The sequence below is a fragment of the Gordonia sp. DT218 genome, from assembly GCF_049847105.1.
GTDB lineage: Bacteria > Actinomycetota > Actinomycetes > Mycobacteriales > Mycobacteriaceae > Gordonia.
On record NZ_JBNCNS010000005.1, the window covers coordinates 13,746 to 32,380 of the forward strand.

Genomic DNA, 18,635 nt, shown 5'->3' on the forward strand with positions numbered 1-18,635 from the left:
CACCGAACGACGGGCACGCGCGTCCGTCGTCGCCGTCTTCTCGCTGAACGGCTTTCTCGCCGCGATGTGGGTGGCCCACATCCCGGTGATCACCGAACGCACCGGCGTCTCGCATGATCAACTCGGCGGGCTGCTCCTACTCCTCGGGGCGTCGGCGTTCGTCGGGATGCAGGTCTGCGGACCGCTCATCGACAGATGGGGCTCGCGTCCGAGCACCGTCGTCGCGGCCGTTGTGCTCTCGCTCGTGATCCTCGCGCCGGTGAGTGCGGTCAACGGCGCAACGCTGGCCGCCGCCCTCGCCGGATTCGGCTTCGCCAACGGTGCACTCGATGTCTCGATGAACGCCCAGGCGGTTCAGGTCGAGCGCCGGTACGGCCGCCCGATCATGTCGTCGTTCCACGGGTTCTTCTCCGTCGGGAGCCTGATCGGGTCCGGTGTCGTCGCGGCGACGCTGTGGCTCGATGCGGGGGTCCTCGCCACCGTCGCCGTCGCGGGCGTCGTCGGCCTGGTGGTCGCCGCATGCGCGGCCCCCGGGCTGCTGCCCCGGGAGCAACACCAGCCGGCGCCCGTGCGGCGTGCCGCGGAATCGGAGGGGGCGGGTCCTGCGCGCTGGTGGACCGGCGTCGATCTGCGACGGCTGGCGTTGCTGGCCGCGGTGGCGTTCGCGCTGATGCTCGCCGAGGGCACCGCCTACGACTGGAGCGCCCTGCACGTCGTCGAGACGTTCGGTACCCGCGAATCGATCGGTGCCATCGCCTTCGGCGCCTTCAGCGCGGCGATGACGGTGTCCCGATTCGGCGTCGACGCGGTCGCGGCATCCGTCGGCCCGGTTGCGGTGATCCGCTGGGGTGCCCTGATCGGGATGACGGGCATGCTGCTCGCAGTCCTCGCGCCGTCGGCGGGCTGGGCGATCGCCGGATGGACCATCTTCGGCGTCGGCCTGGCCGGACTGATCCCGCAGATCTTCACCGCCGCCGGAAACCTCACGACTGCTTCGAGTGGTCGGGCGATCTCCATGGTCGTCGGATGCGGCTATCTGGGCATGCTGGCAGGACCGGCGGTCGTCGGGTTCATCAGCACCCGCAGCAGCCTGTCCGTCGGATTGATCGTCGCGATCGGCGCCCTCGTCTTCGCCGCGGCGGCCGCCGGGGTGGTACGCGCGGACCGGTGACAGCGGAGGTCGGCCGTCGGGAGGCATGACACACTGGAGGGGTGAGCAGACCAACGAATCGGCAGCAGGCGGCCGCCGCGGCCGCACGGCAACAGGCTGCCGCGGTAGCGATGTCGGGTGCGGTCGACCTGTCGGCCCTCAAAGAACGCGCCGACGCGCAGCGGCAGCAGTCGGGAAGGCCGGCACCGGCCCCCCGAACGTCGGAAGCACCGCAGGACGCGCCGGGCGGCAACGCGCCGGCCGGCGGGACCCCCGGCGACTCCGGCGGCGCAGTCATCGACGTCACCGACGAGAACTTCGAGAGCGAGGTGCTCGGCCGGTCGCAGGAACAGCTGGTTCTCGTCGATCTGTGGGCAGAGTGGTGCGGTCCCTGCAAGCAACTCTCGCCCGTGCTCGAGTCGCTGGCGGCGCGCGCGCAGGGCTCCTGGGTACTCGCCAAGATCGATGTCGACGCCAACCCGCGCATCGCCCAGGCGTTCCGGGTGCAATCGATCCCGATGGTCGTGGCGATCGCCCAGGGACAGCCGGTGGCCGCCTTCAACGGTGTGCGATCCGAGGCAGAGATCGCGCAGTGGGTCGGGGAGATCCTCGATCAGCTCGGCGAGGCCCTGCCGGGCGGTGAGGCCGGTGAGGCCGGTGAGGTCGAGCCGGAGCCCGACGACCCCCGCATGGTGGCGGCCGAGGACAAACTGAACGCCGGTGATTTCGAGGGCGCCCTCGCCGATTATCGGGCGATCACCGAGGCCGAACCCGACAACATCGAAGCGGCGTCGGCAGCCCGGAATCTCGAATTCGTGCTCCGCGCACAGGCCCACGATCCGGCGATCGTCGACACGGCTGCACCGGCCGACGTCGATGCCCAGTTGGCCGCCGCGGATGTGTTGCTGCTCGGGCAGCGGCCCGAGGATGCGTTCGACCGGATCGTCGGCGTCATCAAGGTGACGTCGGGCGACGAGCGCACGCGAGCACGGACCCGCCTGCTGGAATTGTTCGAGCTCTTCGATCCGGCGGAACCGTTCGTGGTGGCGGCGCGCCGCAAGCTGGCCAGCGCGCTGTACTGACCGTCCGCCGAGGCCGACAGACTGTCCGCCGAGCGGGCGCAGGATTCCGTCGAGCGGGCACACCGCTGTGCCTGTCGGCACGATCGGCGGGTATCTGCGCCCAGTCGGCGAGATTGTGCCCGATCGACGAACCGGTGCGCCCGGTCGGCGTCAGCTCGACGACGTGGCGGGTGCGAGGAAGATGGCCGAGTTGGCCGGGAGCATCACCGTCGCGGAGCTCTCGCGGCCGTGCCAGCCCGGTCCGTCGGCGACAACCTGTCCGAGATTGCCTTTCCCTGCTCCGCTGTAAGCCGCCGAGTCGGTGTTGAGGACCTCCGCCCACGTCCCTGGCCGCGGCAGGCCCACGCGGTAGCTCTCGCGATCGGAGCCGGAGAAGTTGAACAGGCAGGCCATGACCGAGCCGTCGGTGCCATAGCGTAAAAAGCTGATGACGTTGTTCGCGGTGTCGTTGGCATCGATCCACGAATACCCGTCCGGCGTCCCATCCTGGCTGAAGAGTGCCGGGCTCTCGCGATACACGCGATTGAGATCGGACACCAATGCCGATATCCCGGAGTGCAATTCGCCTTCCCAACCCTGGAGTTGGTGCCAGTCCAGGCTCCGGTTGTCGGCCCACTCACCGGTCTGCCCGAACTCCTGACCCATGAACAGCAACTGCTTGCCGGGGTGTGACCACATGTACGCGAGCAGCACGCGGACCCCACACGCCTTGGTGAACGAGTCGCCCGGCATCCGACTCCACAATGTGCCCTTCCCGTGGACGACCTCGTCGTGCGAGATCGGCAGCACGAAGTGCTCACTCCACGCGTACATCAACGAGAAGGTGATCTCGTGATGGTGGAAGCTGCGGTGGATCTGATCCCGGGAGAGGTATCCGAGGGTGTCGTGCATCCAGCCCATGTTCCATTTGAAGGTGAATCCGAGACCGCCGAGCGTGGTCATCTGGGTCACCCCAGGCCAGGCGGTGGACTCCTCGGCGATGGTGACGACGCCGGGGAAGTGTTTGTGCACAGTCGCGTTCGTCTCCTGGAGGAACTGTACGGCCTCCAGGTTCTCGCGGCCGCCGTAGACGTTCGGGCGCCACTGCCCGGCGGGACGCGAGTAGTCCAGGTACAGCATGGATGCGACCGCATCGACGCGCAGTCCGTCGATGTGGAACTCCGTGAACCAGTACAGGGCGTTCGCCACCAGAAAGTTGCGGACCTCCCGGCGTCCGAAGTCGAAGACCAGAGTGCCCCAGTCCAATTGCTCGCCGCGCATCGGGTCGGCGTGCTCGTAGAGGGCCGTGCCGTCGAAGCGGGCCAGGGCCCAGTCGTCCTTGGGGAAGTGGGCGGGGACCCAGTCGACGATCACGCCGATCCCCAACGAATGAAGATGATCGACGAGATATCGGAAGTCGTCGGGCGAACCGAAGCGCGCGGTGGGCGCATAATACGACGTGACCTGATAGCCCCAGGACCCGCCGAACGGATGCTCGGCGACCGGTAGGAATTCGACGTGGGTGAACCCCTTCTCGACGAGGTAGTCTCCGAGCTCGGTGGCGAGTTCCCGGTACGAGAGATCCACCCGCCACGAGGCGATGTGGACCTCGTAGACACTCATCGGCTCGTCGACGGGCGAGCCCTCGGCGCGCCGGGCGATCCAGTCGTCGTCGGTCCACGAGTACGTGGACTCGCTGACCACCGACACCGTGGACGGTGCGGTGTGCGTTTGCCGGGCCATCGGGTCGGCCTTGTCGCGGACCACACCGTCCGCACCGTGGACGCGGAACTTGTACCGCTCGCCATCGGAGACGTCGGGGACGAACACCTCCCAGATCCCGCTGCTGCCGATCTGCCGCATCGGAGTCTGCCGCCCGGTCCAGTTGTCGAAATCGCCGATGACCGCCACGCCATGGGCGTTCGGGGCCCACACCGAGAATGCCGTCCCGCGGACCTCGCCGTCCGGTGTCGTGTACGAGACCACCCGAGCGCCGAGGACGTCCCACAGGGATTCGTGCCTGCCCTCGGAGAAGAGGTGGACGTCGACCTCACCGAGGCTGGGCAGGAAGCGATATCCATCGGCCACCAGATGGTCGTCGCCATCCGGGTACGAGACCCGATAGCGATAGTCGATCAGTCCCGTGATCGGCACCGCGACGACCCAGAGGTCGTCGCTCTGGCGCTGCATCGGATGGTCGGCCTCGCCGATCACGGCGACGACGGCGGTGGCATCCGGTCGCAGGGTGCGCAAGATGGTCCAGCCGTCATCGGTCTCGTGCGCGCCGAGAAAGGAGTGCGGGTCCGGGTGCGTCAGGCTGAACAGCCGGCGCAGATCATGGTCGGAGGCATAGGGTTCGGGGGTTTTGGTCGTCTCGGTCACGGCAACCTCACTGCATCCGGTAGGCGAGTCGTCTGGCGGCGGTCGGGGCGATCGGGGGCAATGCGAGGATGTGCGCCACCGCACGCCATGGCTCGAGCTGGATGTAATTGGCCTGTCCCCAATGGAATTCGTGGCCGGATACCTCGTCACGGACGGTGAAACGGTCCTGCCAGTCGTAACCGAGAGCGGGGAGGTCGAGCCACAGCGTGGACGTCTCGGTACCGAACGGATTGAGATTGATGACGACGATCACGCGGTCGCCGGACACCGGATCGAACTTCGAATAGGCGATCAGCGCGGGATTGTCGAGATGGTGGAAGGTGATGTTGCGCAACTGCTGTAAGGCCGGATGACGCCGTCGGATCTCGTTCAGTGTGGTGATCCACGGTTCGAGTGATTCGCCCCGGCTGGAGGCGGCCTTGTAGTCGCGTGGCCGCAGCTCGTACTTCTCGGAGTGGAGGTACTCCTCGCTTCCGTCGGCCACCGCGATGTGCTCGTAGAGCTCGTATCCGCTGTACACTCCCCACGTCGGCGCCAGCGTGGCGGCCAGCGCGGCGCGCAGGGCGAACATCCCGGGGCCGCCGTGTTGCAGGCTCGCGTGCAGGATGTCCGGGGTGTTGACGAAGAGATTGGGACGGGCCTCGTCGGCGTGGGCAGCGATCTCTCGGCCGAACTCCTCGAGTTCCCACTTCGCCGTCTTCCAGGTGAAGTACGTGTAGGACTGGCTGAACCCGATGCGGGCGAGTCCGTACAGACGGGCCGGCCGGGTGAACGCCTCCGCCAGGAACAGGACGTCCGGGTCCCGCTTCTTGACCTCGTTGATCAGCCACTCCCAGAAGTTGGGTGGCTTGGTGTGCGGATTGTCGACCCGAAAGATCTTGACGCCCAGTCCGACCCATTTCAACGTCATCTTGAGGACCGCGCGATAGAGCCCGTTGCGATCGTTGTCGAAATTCAGTGGATAGATGTCCTGGTACTTCTTCGGGGGATTCTCCGCGTAGGCGATGGTGCCGTCGGGCAGCGTGGTGAACCACTCGGGGTGTTCGGCTGCCCAGGGATGGTCGGGAGCGCATTGCAGAGCGAAATCGATGGCGACCTCGAGGTCGAGTTCGCGGGCCCGCGCGAGGAAGTAGGTGAAATCGTCCTCGGTGCCGAGCGCGGGGTTGATCGCGTCGTGCCCGCCCTCGACGGAGCCGATGGCCCACGGTGAGCCGACGTCGTCGGGTCCTGCGACCAATGTGTTGTTGCGGCCCTTGCGATTGACCTTGCCGATCGGGTGGATCGGCGGGAGGTATACGACGTCGAAACCCATGCCGGCGATCCGGGGCAGGTCGTCGACGGCCGTCAGAAAGGTGCCGTGGACGGGATTGCCCTCGTTGTCCCATCCGCCGGTGGACCGCGGGAAGATCTCATACCACGAACCGAACAGTGCGCGGCGACGGTCGACCCAGACGCGATACGACCGTGATTTGGTGACCAGTTCGCGGATCGGGTGTTCGGTCAGCAGTTCGGCGACCTCGTCGGAGATGGCCAGGATCACCCGGTTCTCGATGCGCCGTCGCCTCGCGCGCAGCAGGCGGATGGCGTCGTCGAGGGTGTCGTGGGCCTCGATCGGGACCACGTCGTGTGCCCGGGTGAGCAGCTGGGCGCCGATCTCGAGGTCATTCGCCAGATCGGCGGCGCCCTGGCCGGCGTCGATCTTCTTGACGATGGCCGACCGCCACGTGGTGTACGGGTCGCTCCAGGCCTCGATGCGGAACACCCAGTATCCGATGGCGTCCGGTACGAACGCGGCGTTGAACACGTCGGGTTCGCCGGCCGGTTGCATCCGGATGTCGAGACCGGTCCGCTCCGGGCCGTCCACCCGCAAGGTCACGCCGAGGGCGTCGTGTCCTTCGCGCCATGCGGTGCTGCTGACCGGGATGAGCTCACCGACAACGGCTTTCGCCGGCAGCTGCCCAGCCGACACCAGGGGTCGGATATCGTCGATCCCCATCCGCCCGATCACCAGCGGCCTCCTCTCGTCAGACCCCGCGATCTCTGGCGCACGCTCGGGTGCGGCGACGCCGGCATCGCTGCCGCTCTCAACCGTAGGGGATCGCGGCCAGTCTGCCCAACGCAGAACGCACCAGATCGCCATCGGTCGTACGCCAGAACGGCGGCAACGACGCAAGCAGATACCCACCGTATCCGGCCGTCGCCAGGCGGGAGTCCAGAACGGCGACGACACCGCGATCATCCGTGGAGCGCAGCAGGCGTCCGGCACCCTGGGCGAGCAGCAGTGCGGCGTGATTGGCCGCGACCGTGAGGAATCCGTTGCCTCCGCGAGCCTCCACTGCGCGTTGGCGGGCGGTGAGCAGCGGATCGTCCGGTCGGGGGAACGGGACACGGTCGATGACCACGAGGCTGCACGACGGCCCTGGGACGTCGACACCCTGCCACAACGAGAGCGTCCCGAACAGGCACGTCTCGGGATCGTCGGCGAATCTGCGGACCAGGGCGGATGTGGTGTCCTCACCCTGACAGAGCACCGGGTGATGGGTGCGGCCCCGGATGGCTTCCGCGGCCTCCCGCGCCGCGCGCATCGAGGAGAACAGCCCGAGGGTGCGTCCACCGGCGGCGTCGACGAGACCGGCGAGTTCGTCGAGGGTCACGTCGGCGATCGCATCCCGGCCCGGTCGCGGCAGATGGCGAGCGACGTAGAGGATCGCCGCTTTCTGGTAGTCGAATGGGGAGCCCGCGTCGAGGCCGGCCCAGCGTGGCGGTGCGTCGTCTGCGGGTGCGGTCTTGCCGATCGCCATGACGTCGATGTCGCCGGTCGGCACCTCGGTCGACGGGTCGACCCCGTCGGTGTCACGCCGGCCGGCGGCGGGCAGACCCCAGGTTGCGGCGAGCGCGTCGAAGTTCCCCCCGACGGTCAGCGTGGCCGACGTGAGGATGACCGTCGCCTTCGCGAACAGGGACGCCCGCAACAGGCCGCCGACCGACAGCGGTGCGATGCGCAGCACCGGTCGGGTGTCCTGCCCCACCTTGTCGTGCGCCACCCACACGACGTCGCGGCGCTTCGCCTCGTCAGGCGAGTCGAAGGCGCCGAGCAGGCGTACCACGGTGTCGTGGGTGTCCTCGAGCGAGGTGAGCGCGGCCGAGCGGGCGGCGGCCGAATCGTCGCTCGCGCCGGGCATCCGGACCGGGCCGATCGCATTGCGCGCCTGCCACAGGCGATCACGCAACATGGCGAGGGCCTCGGCCGTGCCGGAGGGCAACCGGAGCCACTCGCGGGCCGGCAACTCGGCGAGCAGGCCGTCGAAGTTCTCGCCGGCACCCAGCAACGCATCGGTGGTCTCGTCGTCGATGAGCTTGCCGCATCGTCGCGCGACCAGAGTGATCCCGGCGCCGGAGATCTCGGCGGTGGAGACCGAGGTGATGCGGTCGACCAGCTCGTGGGCTTCGTCGATCACCACCACGTCGTGTTCGGGCAGGATGCTGGCGGGGCTCATCGCGTCGATCGCGAGTAGCGCGTGATTGGTGACGATGACGTCGACCTGCCCGGCCGCCCGGCGGGATCGTTCCGCGAAACAGTCGTCGGCGTAGCTGCAGTTGGCGGCGCCGAGACATTCGCGCGCCGTCACACTCACCTGGCGCCACGACCGATCGGTCACACCGGGGGAGAGGTCGTCGCGATCACCGGTCTCGGTGTCCGAGGTCCACTCGCGGAGTCGGGTGACCTCCCGTCCGGTGCGTGACAGTTCGAAGGCGTCGAAGAGTTCGGTGGCCGGCTCCTCGGCAGTCCCACTGTGGATCTTGTTGAGGCACAGATAGTTTCCTCGACCCTTGAGAATTGCGAAGGTCGGCTCCCGATGCAACGATCCGGCGAGTGCCGGTGCCAGGCGCGGCAGGTCCCGCTCGATGAGCTGGCGTTGCAGTGCGATCGTCGCGGTGGACACCACGACCGTGCGGCCGGACTCGACGGCGTGCCGGATCGCCGGGACGAGGTAGGCCAGGGACTTACCCGTACCGGTGCCGGCCTGGACGGCCAGATGTTCGCCGGTGTCGATGGCGTGCGCGACCGCCGTCGCCATCCGGACCTGCCCGTCACGGCGGCTGCCACCGAGGGCGGTGACCGCGGTGTCGAGCAGCGCGGTCACCGATGGGGTCTTGCTCATCCGGTCGGCGCCATTGCGCCCGACGCCGTGTGGTGCTGAGTCATGTAGGGCGACGTCATTCGATGTGTGTGGATCCGTCGTAGAGCAGATCCCCCGTGAGATCAACTCCTGCCGAACGCATCTCGGACAAAGCCTTCGACGACGTGGTGGCGGCGACGGCTGCGGTGAAGTTCAAGAGCACGCGCGTCTGGAATCCTTCTTTCACGGCGTCGAGCGCGGTCGCACGTACGCAGTGATCGGTCGCGATCCCGACGATGTCGACGTGCGTGATCCGGTGATCGCGGAGCCAATCCGCCAGGGAGGTGCCGTCGTCGGCGGCCCCCTCGAACCCGGAGTACGCGGCGCTGTAGTGGCCTTTCGAGAAGACCTCCTGGGCGACCGATGAATCGAAGGAGGGGTGGAACCAGACACCTTCGGTGCCGGCCCGGCAATGCGGAGGCCAGGAGTCGACATAGTCGGGATCATCGGAGAAATGATCGCCGGGATCGATGTGATAGTCACGCGTCGCGACGACGGTGCGGTAATCGTGCACGATCGTCTCGAGGGCTGCGGCCACCGCGGCACCACCGTTGACGCCGAGTGCGCCGCCCTCACAGAAGTCGTTCTGGACGTCGACCACGATCAATGCATGGTCCTTGGGTTCCCGATCGGACATCGCGACTCCTAACCGAGCAGGTAACGGGTGGGCACTGCCGGGTCGCCGTGCGACAGGCCGAGGCCCTCCCACGGGAGGGTCACCAGTGCGTCGGCGAGATGGGTTCGGCTGTCGCCGAGCGACGGCAGGCCGTCGACGGGTTCGCCTCCGCGGACCAGCGGGATCTGCAGTGGCCGAACGGACAGGCCGTCGGTGTGCGGTGGATCGTCGGTGGCGCGATACAGGATCTCCTCCACAATGGTGCCGCTGGCGCGAGCCGCTCGCAACGCGGATTTGGCCCCGCCCTTGGACTCCTTGTGACTCGAGCGCTTGGCGACCGGGATCCCGTCGACCTCGACCAGCTTGTAGATCATGCCGGCGGTCGGTGCGCCGCTACCGGTGACCAGGGAGGTGCCGACGCCGTAGGTGTCCACCGGCTCGGCGCGGAGCGACGCGATGGCGTACTCGTCGAGGTCGCCCGACACGACGATCTTGGTGCCGGTCGCGCCCAGGTCGTCGAGCTGTTCGCGGACCTGGCGTGCGAGGACACCGAGATCACCGGAGTCGATCCGGACGCCGCCGAGTTCGGGACCGGCGACCTCGATCGCATTCCGGACGCCCTGGGTGATGTCGTAGGTGTCGACCAGGAGGGTGGTGCCGGTCCCGAGGACCGCGATCTGGGCAGCGAAGGCCGCCTTTTCGTCGGGGCCGTCCGGCCCGGCGAAACCGAGGGTGAAGGCGTGTGCCGCGGTGCCGGCGCTCGGGACCCCGTAGGTTCGGGCTGCCTCGAGATTGGAGGTCGCGGCGACACCGGCCAGATAGGCGGCGCGGGCGCTCGACACCGCGGCCCGCTCATGCGTGCGGCGCGAACCCATCTCGATGATCGGGCGTGATGCGGCGGCGCTGACCATGCGGGCGGCTGCGGACGCGATCGCACTGTCATGGTTGAGGATCGAGAGGACCAGCGTCTCGAGCAGGACGCCCTCGGCGAAGCCGGCCCGGACGGTCAGGATCGGCGATCCGGGAAAATAGAGTTCGCCCTCGTGGTAGCCGTCGATGTCTCCGGAGAACCGGTATTCACGTAACCAGTCGACGGTGTCGGCGTCGAGGAATCGGCGCACCACGGCGAGTTCCTCGTCGCCGAAGCGGAATCCGGCGAGCTCGTCCATGAGTCGTCCGGTGCCTGCCACCACGCCGTACCGACGGCCGTCGGGGAGCCGCCGGGCGAACACCTCGAACACGCACGGACGGTGCGCGACAGGGTGGTGCAACGCGGCCGAGACCATGGTCAGTTCGTACTGATCGGTCAGCAGCGCGGTGTTGTCGATGGTCACAATCGCTTACCCTTGGTCCTATGGCGCCTGACGAAACTCGTGCGCACGAGGCTACCCCGGGCGAGCGGAGCGACGGGAGAAGGCTCGGCGAGCGGAGCGACGGGAGAAGGCTCGGCGAGCGGAGCGACGGGGGATTCTTCGGCGAGCGGAGCGACGGGGGATTCTTCGGCGAGCGGAGCGACGGGGAATCCACGCCGGGAGGTACCGCGGTTGCCGAACCCGGCGTCGCCGAGGGTGCGACCGCCCTCGATCGGCCCTGGGTGACGATCGTATGGGACGATCCGGTCAACCTCATGAGGTATGTCACCTTTGTGTTCCAGAAGATCTTCGGCTACTCCGAGTCCCGGGCCAACGAGCTCATGATGCAGGTCCACAACGAGGGCAAGGCCGTGGTGTCGGCGGGTGCTCGTGACAAGGTGGAGTCCGACGTCCGGAAGCTGCATGCGGCGGGCCTGTGGGCCACCATGCAGCGCGACGCCTGAACGGGGACCGGACGACACGTGCGTACCTGGAAGCGCAAGGGCCGTGGCCCTGCGATGCGTATCTGCTCCACCCTCGACGTGCACGAGGTCGAGCTGCTGGCATCGATGGTCACCTCGCTGAGGGAGTTGCTCTCCGAACGCGAATCCACCGCGCCGCGCGATGAGCTCTCCGATCTCACCGGTATCCGCACCGGACACAGCGCCGCACCGGGCGACGCCACCCTCGGTCGTCTGCTGCCCGACTTCCACCGGCCTGATCAGGACCGGGAACTGACCGCCGATGTCGTCAACGGCGATGTCAACGGTGCGCTCCGCAGCGTTCACGAGCCGCACATCATCGACGCGAAGATGGCGGCCGCACAGGTGGTGCTCGACACCCTGCCGCGCGGCGGCGGCGATCTGGCGCTCACCGAGGATCAGGCGATGGAGTGGCTGACGGCGCTGAACGACGTCCGGCTCGCGCTCGGTGCCATGCTCGGCATCTCCGAGGACACCCCGGATCAGTTGCCCCCGGATCATCCACATGCGGCCCATCTGGACGTCTACCACTGGCTCACGGTGATGCAGGAACTTCTCGTGGAATCGTTGCCGTGATCGCCCCGTCGGGGGACCGCATCACCGACGTCGCCGGCATCGAGGTTGGTCATCATCACCGGATCGATCCGGACGCAGTGGTCGCCGACCCAGACGCCGCCCGGGACGGCAGCGGCTGGGCGACGGGCGCCACGGTGGTCCGGATATCCGGCCCGAACGCGGTGTGTGCGGTGGATGTGCGCGGAGGCGGACCGGGTACCCGGGAGACCGATCTGCTCGACCCCGTCAACACCGTCCAGACCGCACACGCCATCGTGCTCACCGGCGGCAGCGCCTACGGACTGGCCGCCGCCGACGGGGTGATGTCGGGCCTGGAGTCCGCGGGGGTCGGCCTGCGGATGGACGACCTCGGTCACGTGGTGCCGATCGTGCCGGCCGCGGTGATCTTCGACCTCCCGATGGGCGCGTGGGAGAACCGACCGGACGCCCCGTTCGGTCGGGCGGCGTTGTCGGCGGCGACGACCGACCTCGAGGTGGGCAGTGTCGGTGCGGGGGCCGGGGCGCGGGCGGGGGCCCTCAAGGGCGGCGTGGGTACGGCGTCGATCGTGATCGAGGACGGACCGGCCGCGGGCGTGACGGTCGGTGCCCTCATGGTGGTCAACCCGGTCGGTTCGGTGATCAACGAGAATACCGGATTGCCCTGGTCGGCAACAGATTTCGATCTGGAAAGGTTCGGTCTGCGACGACCGTCGGGGCGTCACATCGTCGACCATGCCGGCCTCGTCGCCAAGCAGACGGTGCTCAACACGACGATCGGGGTGGTGGCCACCGACGCGGTCCTGGATCCGGCGTCGACCCGTCGGGTGGCGATGGCCGGTCACGACGGCATCGCGCGGTCGATCGTGCCGGCACATTCCCCGCTGGACGGAGACACCGTCTTCGCGGTGTCGACGGGGACGGTTCATCCCGAACAACCCGACGTTCCGGCGGGTATGAATCCGGGCGTGGCGTTGCTCACCGAGGTCTGTCGCGCCGCGGCCGACGTGGTGCAGCGGGCGATCGTCGGCGCGGTGCTGGCCGCGACCCCGGTGGCGGGGCTACCGACGTACCGCGAGGTGCTGCCCTCGGCTTTTCGAGTGACCGGGTGAGGCCGATGCCGCTCCTCACGCCGCTATTTGCGTTCGGCCGCGCGGTTCGTGTGACCTGGGGCAGGTGCGGGTCCGGAATAGCGACAACCGGACCGACGTTGTCGCCGAGCGTGACGAGAGGTGGGACGAAGTGCTGACGATCGGTCAGGAATTGGTCGATGCGATGGTCGCGCACGCTCGCGCCGACCACCCGGACGAGGCGTGCGGGATCATCGCCGGGCCCGAGGGGTCGGATCGACCCGATCGGTTTGTCGCGATGGTCAACGCGGAGCGCTCGCCGACCTTCTACCGATTCGATTCGGGCGAGCAGTTGAAGGTGTGGCGGGAGATGGATCGCCTCGACGAGGAGCCGGTGGTGATCTACCACTCGCACACCGGGACCGAGGCCTACCCGAGTCGCACCGACATCTCGTATGCGAGTGAACCGAATGCCCACTACGTGCTGGTGTCCACCCGGGACGCCGACAACGCGGAGATCCGCAGCTATCGCATCGTCGATGGTGTGGTGACCGAAGAGCCGATAGAGATCAGGAGCTGACCCATGGCGGTAACCGTGTCCATCCCGACCATCCTGCGTACACACACGGGTGGTGAGAAGCGCGTCGAGGCGTCCGGCGCGACCCTCTCGGAGGTCATCGACAATCTCGAGTCGGCCAACCCGGGGATCAAGGAACGACTCGTCGCCGACGGCAAGCTGCATCGCTTCGTCAACGTCTATGTCAACGACGAGGACGTGCGGTTCTCCGGCGGTCTCGACACGACGATCGGCGACGGTGACGACGTGACGATCCTGCCCGCCGTCGCGGGCGGATAGATCTCGGTGGCTCGCTACACGTCGCTCATCGACTCGGTGGGGCACACACCCCTGATCGGGCTACGGCGACTCTCACCGCGTTGGGACGAGACGGCCGACGGTCCGCATGTGCGCCTGTGGGCCAAACTCGAGGATCGTAATCCGACCGGTTCCATCAAGGACCGTCCCGCGTTGCGGATGATCGAGCAGGCCGAGCGTGACGGGTTGTTGTCACCCGGATCGACGATCCTCGAACCGACCAGCGGCAACACTGGGATCTCGCTGGCGATGGCCGCCAGGCTGAAGGGTTATCAGCTGATCTGCGTGATGCCCGAGAACACCTCGGAGGAACGCCGGTCGCTGTTGAAGATGTTTGGTGCGCAAGTCATCTCGTCGCCGGCGGCCGGTGGCTCCAACACGGCGGTCGCGATGGCGAAAGATCTTGCCGCCGAACATCCCGACTGGGTGATGCTGTACCAGTACGGCAACGAGGCCAACATGCTCGCCCACTACGAGGGAACCGGACCGGAGCTGTTCGCGGACCTGCCGGAGATCACGCACTTCGTGGCGGGGCTCGGCACCACGGGGACCCTCATGGGTGTCGGCCGCTACCTGCGTGAGCAGAACCCCGAGATCGAGATCGTCGCCGCCGAGCCGCGTTACGGCGACGAGGTCTACGGGCTGCGCAACATCGACGAAGGTTTTGTGCCCGAGCTCTACGACGACTCGGTGCTGACCCGTCGGTTCTCCGTCCAGGGCGTCGACGCGGTCGCCCGGGTGCGCGAGCTCATCGATGCCGAGGGGATCTTCGCGGGTATCTCCACCGGGGCGATCCTGCAGGCCGCACGCGGAGTCGGCCGGGGTGCGATGAAGAACGGCCAACGCGCCGACATCGGCCTGGTCATCCCCGATGCCGGGTGGAAGTATCTGAGCACCGGAGCGTACGAAGGTAGCCTGGAGCAGGCAGAGCAGGCGCTCGAGGGCCAGCTCTGGGCATGACCTGCGCTGGTCTGGAGTCGACTGGCCCCAACCGCTGGTCGAGTAGTCGGCGAGCGTGGGGCCGACTGGCACCAACCGCTGGTCGAGTAGTCGGCGAGCGTGGGGCCGACTGGCCCCAACCGTTGGTCGAGTAGTCGGCGAGCGGAGCGAGTCGACGTATCGAGACCACCACCGACGAGGACCCAGATGACAGCCAATCCGGCACCCGCACGGCCCACGCCGCGGCCCCTCTGGCAGCGCTCGGCGCTGATCATGGCCGCGATCGCCGTGCTGCTGTTCGTGATCGAGGCGATCGATGCGGCCACCGATTACCGGCTCGACGACGCCGGTATCGTGCCGCGTCAGGTCGACGGCCTCGACGGCATCCTCTGGGCGCCGTTTCTCCATGTCGACTGGGCGCACCTCATCGGGAATCTCATCCCCGGGCTCATCCTCGGATTCCTCTTGTTGCTGACGAGGCGCTTCGTCCTCGTCACGCTGATCGTCTGGGTGGTGTCCGGGATGGGCGTGTGGCTGTTCGGACCGGCGTACACGGCGACCGTAGGTGCGTCCGGGATCATCTTCGGCTGGCTGACATACCTGCTCATCCGTGGACTGTTCACCAGGGACCTGTGGCAGATACTGGCCGGAGCCGTCCTGTTCCTGGTCTACGGATCGATCCTGTGGGGTGTGCTGCCGGGCAATCCGGGCGTCTCCTGGCAAGGGCACCTCTTCGGTGCGCTCGGAGGGGTGCTCGCCGCCTGGTTCCTCGCCGACCGGGACCGTCGTCGCAAGGTCAATCCCGGCACACCCCAGTTCCCGGGGGTGTCGTCATAGCGGCGAACAACAACGGCGACGGGCGCGCTCACGTCGCAGCCGGGCTGGGTGACCCGACGGCCCCCATCGGCATCTTCGACTCCGGCGTGGGCGGATTGACGGTGGCGCGCGCGATCATCGACCTCCTCCCCGACGAGGACGTCATCTACATCGGTGACACCGCCAACGGCCCGTACGGCCCGCTCGCCATCCCCGACATCCGACGACACGCCCTGACCATCGGCGATGATCTCGCCGAACGGGGCGTGAAAGCGATTGTGATCGCCTGTAATACGGCCTCGGCAGCGTGTCTGCGCGACGCCCGGGAGCGTTATGCGCCGATCCCGGTGGTCGAGGTGATCCTCCCTGCAGTCCGCCGCGCGGTGGTGGCGACCAAGACCGGACGTATCGGCGTGATCGGCACCGAGGCGACCATCGCCTCACGCGCCTACCAGGACTCGTTCGCCGCGGCCCGGGACGCGGAGATCACGGCGGTGGCCTGTCCGCGGTTCGTCGACTTCGTCGAACGGGGTATCACCAGCGGCCGGCAGATCCTCGGTCTGGCGCAGGGCTACCTCGAACCCTTGCAGGAGGCCGACGTCGACACGGTCGTCCTGGGGTGTACGCACTATCCGTTGCTGTCCGGCGTCATCCAACTGGCGATGGGTGATCAGGTCACCCTGGTGTCCAGTGCGGAGGAGACGGCCAAGGACCTCTTTCGGGTGCTGACGGAGCGCGATCATCTGCACCCTCACTCCGACCGTGACGCCGTCCGGGAGTTCCGGTCGACGGGCGACCCCGAGTTCTTCGCCCGCCTGTCCAGCCGTTTTCTCGGTCCGGCGATCGGTCAGGTACAGCATCTGTGATCGCCGCATCGCTCCTGTGAACAGTCGTTGGCCAGTTGTGACCCGTACCTGATCGCTATCCGACGACGGCGTGGCACAGTAGGGCATATGCGTCTGACGGTCCTCGGATGTTCCGGAAGTGTGGGCGGCCCCGGCGCCGCCTGCTCCGGATATCTGCTGTCGACCGAAGGCCGTCGTCCGGTGCTCATCGACTGCGGTCCCGGTGTGCTCGGCGAATTGCAGAAGGTGGTCGACCCCGTCGAGGTGGACGTCGTCCTCAGCCATCTGCACGCCGACCACTGCCTCGACCTGCCCGCGATGCTGGTGTGGCGACGTTATGCGCCGTGCCCAGCGCCCTGCCGGGCCTGGCTGTACGGCCCGCCCGGTACCGCGTTGCGGGTGGGTGCGGCGTCCGCGGAGATCCCCGGCGACATCGACGACATCTCGGACACCTTCGACATCGTCGAGTGGCAGGACGGTGTTCCCGAAATGCTGGACGGTGTGGAGATCGTCCCGACGAAGGTCAACCATCCGCCCGAGACCTTCGGAATGCGTCTCACCGGGCCCGACGGGCAGGTGATCGCTTACAGCGGCGACACCGCGATGTGCGACGAGGTGGTCGACGTGGCGGCCGGCGCCGACATCTTCCTGTGTGAGGCGACCTGGACCCATGCACCGGACGAGCGACCGCCCAACTTGCATCTCTCGGGGTACGAGGCCGGTCAGATCGCCACCAAGGCGGGGGTGCGGTCGCTGGCGTTGACGCATCTCGCCCCGTGGTTCGACGCGGAGGCCATCCTGAGCGAGGCGCGCTCGACCTTCTCCGGACCGGTCGACCTGGTGCGGCCCGGACAGGTTTTCGATCTCGTTCCCTGAGGCCTGCCAACGCCCGGCAGGCCGGTCGATCACCCGTCAGACGGGTAGTTACAGTTGGGATCGTGACGACACGAGCTGATGGCAGGACCGACGACGAACTGCGACCGATCACCTTCACCCGCGGATTCACGAGCCATCCGGCGGGCTCCGTGCTCGTCGAGTTCGGCCAGACCCGCGTGATGTGCACGGCCAGCGTGACCGACGGCGTGCCGCCCTGGCGTCGTGGTTCGGGTCTGGGCTGGCTCACCGCCGAGTACGCGATGCTGCCGTCGTCGACGCACGAACGTTCCCGCCGCGAATCGGTGAAGGGCAAGGTCGGCGGACGTACCCATGAGATCAGCCGGCTCGTCGGACGGTCGTTGCGGGCCTGCATCGATCTGGCGGCGCTGGGCGAGAACACCATCGCCATCGACTGCGACGTGCTGCAGGCCGACGGCGGGACCCGCACCGCAGCGATCACCGGCGCCTACGTGGCTCTCGCCGACGCCGTCACGTGGCTCGGTGCCGCCGGGCGGCTCAGCGATCCGCAGCCGTTGTCGTGCATGATCGCGGCGGTCAGTGTGGGTGTCGTCGATGGTCGTGTCCGGCTCGACCTTCCCTACGAAGAGGATTCGCGCGCCGAGGTCGACATGAATGTGGTCGCCACCGACGCCGGCACCCTCGTGGAGGTGCAGGGGACGGGTGAGGGCGCCACATTCCCGCGCGCCACCCTGGACAAACTGCTCGACGTGGCGACGCTCGGGACAGAGCAGCTCTTCGCGGCGCAACGCGAAGTCATGGCGCAGCCGTACCCGGGCGAGCTGCCCGGTTCGAAGCAATGACGACCGTCCTCGTCGCCAGCCGCAACGCCAAGAAGCTGGGCGAGTTACGGCGCGTATTGGATGCCGCCGGGGTCATCGGGATCGACGTGGTCGGTCTCGACGCCGTGCCCGAGTACCCGGAAGTACCCGAAACCGGCGCAACATTCGAGGAGAATGCGCTGATCAAGGCCGTGGCCGGTGCACGCGCAACCCGGTTGGCTTGTCTCGCGGACGATTCCGGCCTCGCAGTGGATGCGTTGAACGGGATGCCGGGCGTCCTGTCGGCGCGCTGGTGCGGTCGTCACGGCGACGACCAGGCCAACAACGATCTTCTCCTGGCGCAGATCCACGACGTTCCCGACGATCGGCGCGGTGCGGCGTTCGTGTCGGCGTGTGCCCTGGTCGAGCCGTCGGGTAGAGAGGCCGTCGCGTTCGGTGAATGGCGGGGCACGATGCTGCGCGCGCCGCGCGGGGACAACGGTTTCGGCTACGACCCGTTGTTCGTGCCGGACGACGACGTTGCTCAAGGCCGTTCATCGGCCGAGCTGTCCGGAGCGGAGAAGGATGCGCTCAGTCACCGTGGCAAGGCGCTGGCGCTGCTGGTTCCCGCGCTCCGGGTCCTCGCCGGAGGCTGAGAGA

At 67.8% G+C, this 18,635-nt stretch carries 18 protein-coding genes; 13 read left to right on the forward strand and 5 right to left on the reverse strand.

Going from position 1 to position 18,635, the window contains the following annotated elements; all coding sequences use genetic code 11:
• The first annotated feature begins 64 nt into the window (after positions 1-64).
• Together ACPXCG_RS18315 and ACPXCG_RS18320 are read left to right on the forward strand one after the other, a co-directional pair.
• The gene (locus ACPXCG_RS18315; protein ID WP_425793988.1) at positions 65-1,171 is read left to right on the forward strand and encodes an MFS transporter; all 1,107 of its coding nucleotides are present in this window, start codon (positions 65-67) and stop codon (positions 1,169-1,171) included.
• Positions 1,172-1,212: 41 nt separating this feature from the next.
• Complete coding sequence (locus tag ACPXCG_RS18320; RefSeq protein ID WP_425793503.1) at positions 1,213-2,232, forward strand: tetratricopeptide repeat protein; 1,020 nt, start codon at positions 1,213-1,215, stop codon at positions 2,230-2,232.
• 150 nt (positions 2,233-2,382) lie between these two features.
• On the opposite strand, the gene glgB is transcribed toward ACPXCG_RS18320, so the two are convergent.
• The 5 genes from glgB to ACPXCG_RS18345 all read right to left on the reverse strand — a co-directional run bounded on the left by glgB (position 2,383) and on the right by ACPXCG_RS18345 (position 10,724).
• Positions 2,383-4,593: a 1,4-alpha-glucan branching protein GlgB gene (gene glgB / locus ACPXCG_RS18325; RefSeq protein ID WP_425793504.1), complete on the reverse strand. Its 2,211-nt coding sequence runs from the start codon at positions 4,591-4,593 to the stop codon at positions 2,383-2,385.
• 7 nt (positions 4,594-4,600) lie between these two features.
• Positions 4,601-6,601 carry a maltotransferase domain-containing protein gene (locus ACPXCG_RS18330; RefSeq protein WP_425793505.1) on the reverse strand — a complete coding sequence of 667 codons (2,001 nt, stop codon included), beginning with the start codon at positions 6,599-6,601 and terminating at the stop codon, positions 4,601-4,603.
• A 76-nt stretch (positions 6,602-6,677) separates the two neighbouring features.
• Complete coding sequence (locus tag ACPXCG_RS18335) at positions 6,678-8,756, reverse strand: ATP-dependent DNA helicase (protein WP_425793506.1); 2,079 nt, start codon at positions 8,754-8,756, stop codon at positions 6,678-6,680.
• A gap of 55 nt (positions 8,757-8,811) precedes the next feature.
• Positions 8,812-9,411 carry an isochorismatase family protein gene (locus tag ACPXCG_RS18340; RefSeq protein WP_425793507.1) on the reverse strand — a complete coding sequence of 200 codons (600 nt, stop codon included), beginning with the start codon at positions 9,409-9,411 and terminating at the stop codon, positions 8,812-8,814.
• Positions 9,412-9,419: 8 nt separating this feature from the next.
• Positions 9,420-10,724 (reverse strand): nicotinate phosphoribosyltransferase, encoded by a 1,305-nt coding sequence (locus tag ACPXCG_RS18345; protein ID WP_425793508.1) that lies wholly within the window; start codon positions 10,722-10,724, stop codon positions 9,420-9,422.
• 260 nt (positions 10,725-10,984) lie between these two features.
• Between ACPXCG_RS18345 and clpS the strand changes: the two genes are divergently transcribed.
• The 11 genes from clpS (at position 10,985) to ACPXCG_RS18400 (ending at position 18,631) form a co-directional block, all read left to right on the forward strand.
• The gene (gene clpS / locus ACPXCG_RS18350) at positions 10,985-11,206 is read left to right on the forward strand and encodes an ATP-dependent Clp protease adapter ClpS (RefSeq protein WP_425793989.1); all 222 of its coding nucleotides are present in this window, start codon (positions 10,985-10,987) and stop codon (positions 11,204-11,206) included.
• 18 nt (positions 11,207-11,224) lie between these two features.
• Positions 11,225-11,800: a DUF2017 domain-containing protein gene (locus ACPXCG_RS18355; RefSeq protein ID WP_425793509.1), complete on the forward strand. Its 576-nt coding sequence runs from the start codon at positions 11,225-11,227 to the stop codon at positions 11,798-11,800.
• Positions 11,797-12,888 carry a P1 family peptidase gene (locus ACPXCG_RS18360; RefSeq protein ID WP_425793510.1) on the forward strand — a complete coding sequence of 364 codons (1,092 nt, stop codon included), beginning with the start codon at positions 11,797-11,799 and terminating at the stop codon, positions 12,886-12,888. Before ACPXCG_RS18355 ends, ACPXCG_RS18360 begins: the two co-directional genes overlap by 4 nt.
• 130 nt (positions 12,889-13,018) lie before the next feature.
• Positions 13,019-13,426: a Mov34/MPN/PAD-1 family protein gene (locus ACPXCG_RS18365; protein ID WP_425793990.1), complete on the forward strand. Its 408-nt coding sequence runs from the start codon at positions 13,019-13,021 to the stop codon at positions 13,424-13,426.
• Between the two features lie 3 nt (positions 13,427-13,429).
• The gene (locus tag ACPXCG_RS18370) at positions 13,430-13,702 is read left to right on the forward strand and encodes a MoaD/ThiS family protein (protein WP_425793512.1); all 273 of its coding nucleotides are present in this window, start codon (positions 13,430-13,432) and stop codon (positions 13,700-13,702) included.
• 6 nt (positions 13,703-13,708) lie between these two features.
• Positions 13,709-14,680 (forward strand): PLP-dependent cysteine synthase family protein, encoded by a 972-nt coding sequence (locus ACPXCG_RS18375; RefSeq protein ID WP_425793514.1) that lies wholly within the window; start codon positions 13,709-13,711, stop codon positions 14,678-14,680.
• 186 nt (positions 14,681-14,866) lie between these two features.
• Complete coding sequence (locus tag ACPXCG_RS18380) at positions 14,867-15,496, forward strand: rhomboid family intramembrane serine protease (RefSeq protein WP_425793515.1); 630 nt, start codon at positions 14,867-14,869, stop codon at positions 15,494-15,496.
• Positions 15,497-15,540: 44 nt separating this feature from the next.
• Positions 15,541-16,341 (forward strand): glutamate racemase, encoded by an 801-nt coding sequence (murI, locus tag ACPXCG_RS18385; RefSeq protein WP_267631625.1) that lies wholly within the window; start codon positions 15,541-15,543, stop codon positions 16,339-16,341.
• A gap of 87 nt (positions 16,342-16,428) precedes the next feature.
• The gene (locus tag ACPXCG_RS18390) at positions 16,429-17,196 is read left to right on the forward strand and encodes a cyclic nucleotide-degrading phosphodiesterase (protein ID WP_425793517.1); all 768 of its coding nucleotides are present in this window, start codon (positions 16,429-16,431) and stop codon (positions 17,194-17,196) included.
• 62 nt (positions 17,197-17,258) lie between these two features.
• Positions 17,259-18,017: a ribonuclease PH gene (gene rph / locus ACPXCG_RS18395; protein WP_425793518.1), complete on the forward strand. Its 759-nt coding sequence runs from the start codon at positions 17,259-17,261 to the stop codon at positions 18,015-18,017.
• Complete coding sequence (locus ACPXCG_RS18400) at positions 18,014-18,631, forward strand: non-canonical purine NTP pyrophosphatase (protein ID WP_425793519.1); 618 nt, start codon at positions 18,014-18,016, stop codon at positions 18,629-18,631. The genes rph and ACPXCG_RS18400 overlap by 4 nt, the downstream gene beginning before the upstream one ends.
• Positions 18,632-18,635: the final 4 nt, after the last annotated feature.

Bases quoted from the DNA above. Each gene is read 5' to 3' on its own strand.
- ACPXCG_RS18315 (WP_425793988.1), top strand. From the start codon at position 65: ATGTGGGTGGCCCACATCCCGGTGATCACCGAACGCACCGGCGTCTCG.
- ACPXCG_RS18335 (WP_425793506.1), bottom strand. From the start codon at position 8,756: ATGAGCAAGACCCCATCGGTGACCGCGCTGCTCGACACCGCGGTCACC.
- ACPXCG_RS18340 (WP_425793507.1), bottom strand. From the start codon at position 9,411: ATGTCCGATCGGGAACCCAAGGACCATGCATTGATCGTGGTCGACGTC.
- ACPXCG_RS18370 (WP_425793512.1), top strand. From the start codon at position 13,430: ATGGCGGTAACCGTGTCCATCCCGACCATCCTGCGTACACACACGGGT.
- ACPXCG_RS18380 (WP_425793515.1), top strand. From the start codon at position 14,867: ATGACAGCCAATCCGGCACCCGCACGGCCCACGCCGCGGCCCCTCTGG.
- ACPXCG_RS18390 (WP_425793517.1), top strand. From the start codon at position 16,429: ATGCGTCTGACGGTCCTCGGATGTTCCGGAAGTGTGGGCGGCCCCGGC.
- ACPXCG_RS18400 (WP_425793519.1), top strand. From the start codon at position 18,014: ATGACGACCGTCCTCGTCGCCAGCCGCAACGCCAAGAAGCTGGGCGAG.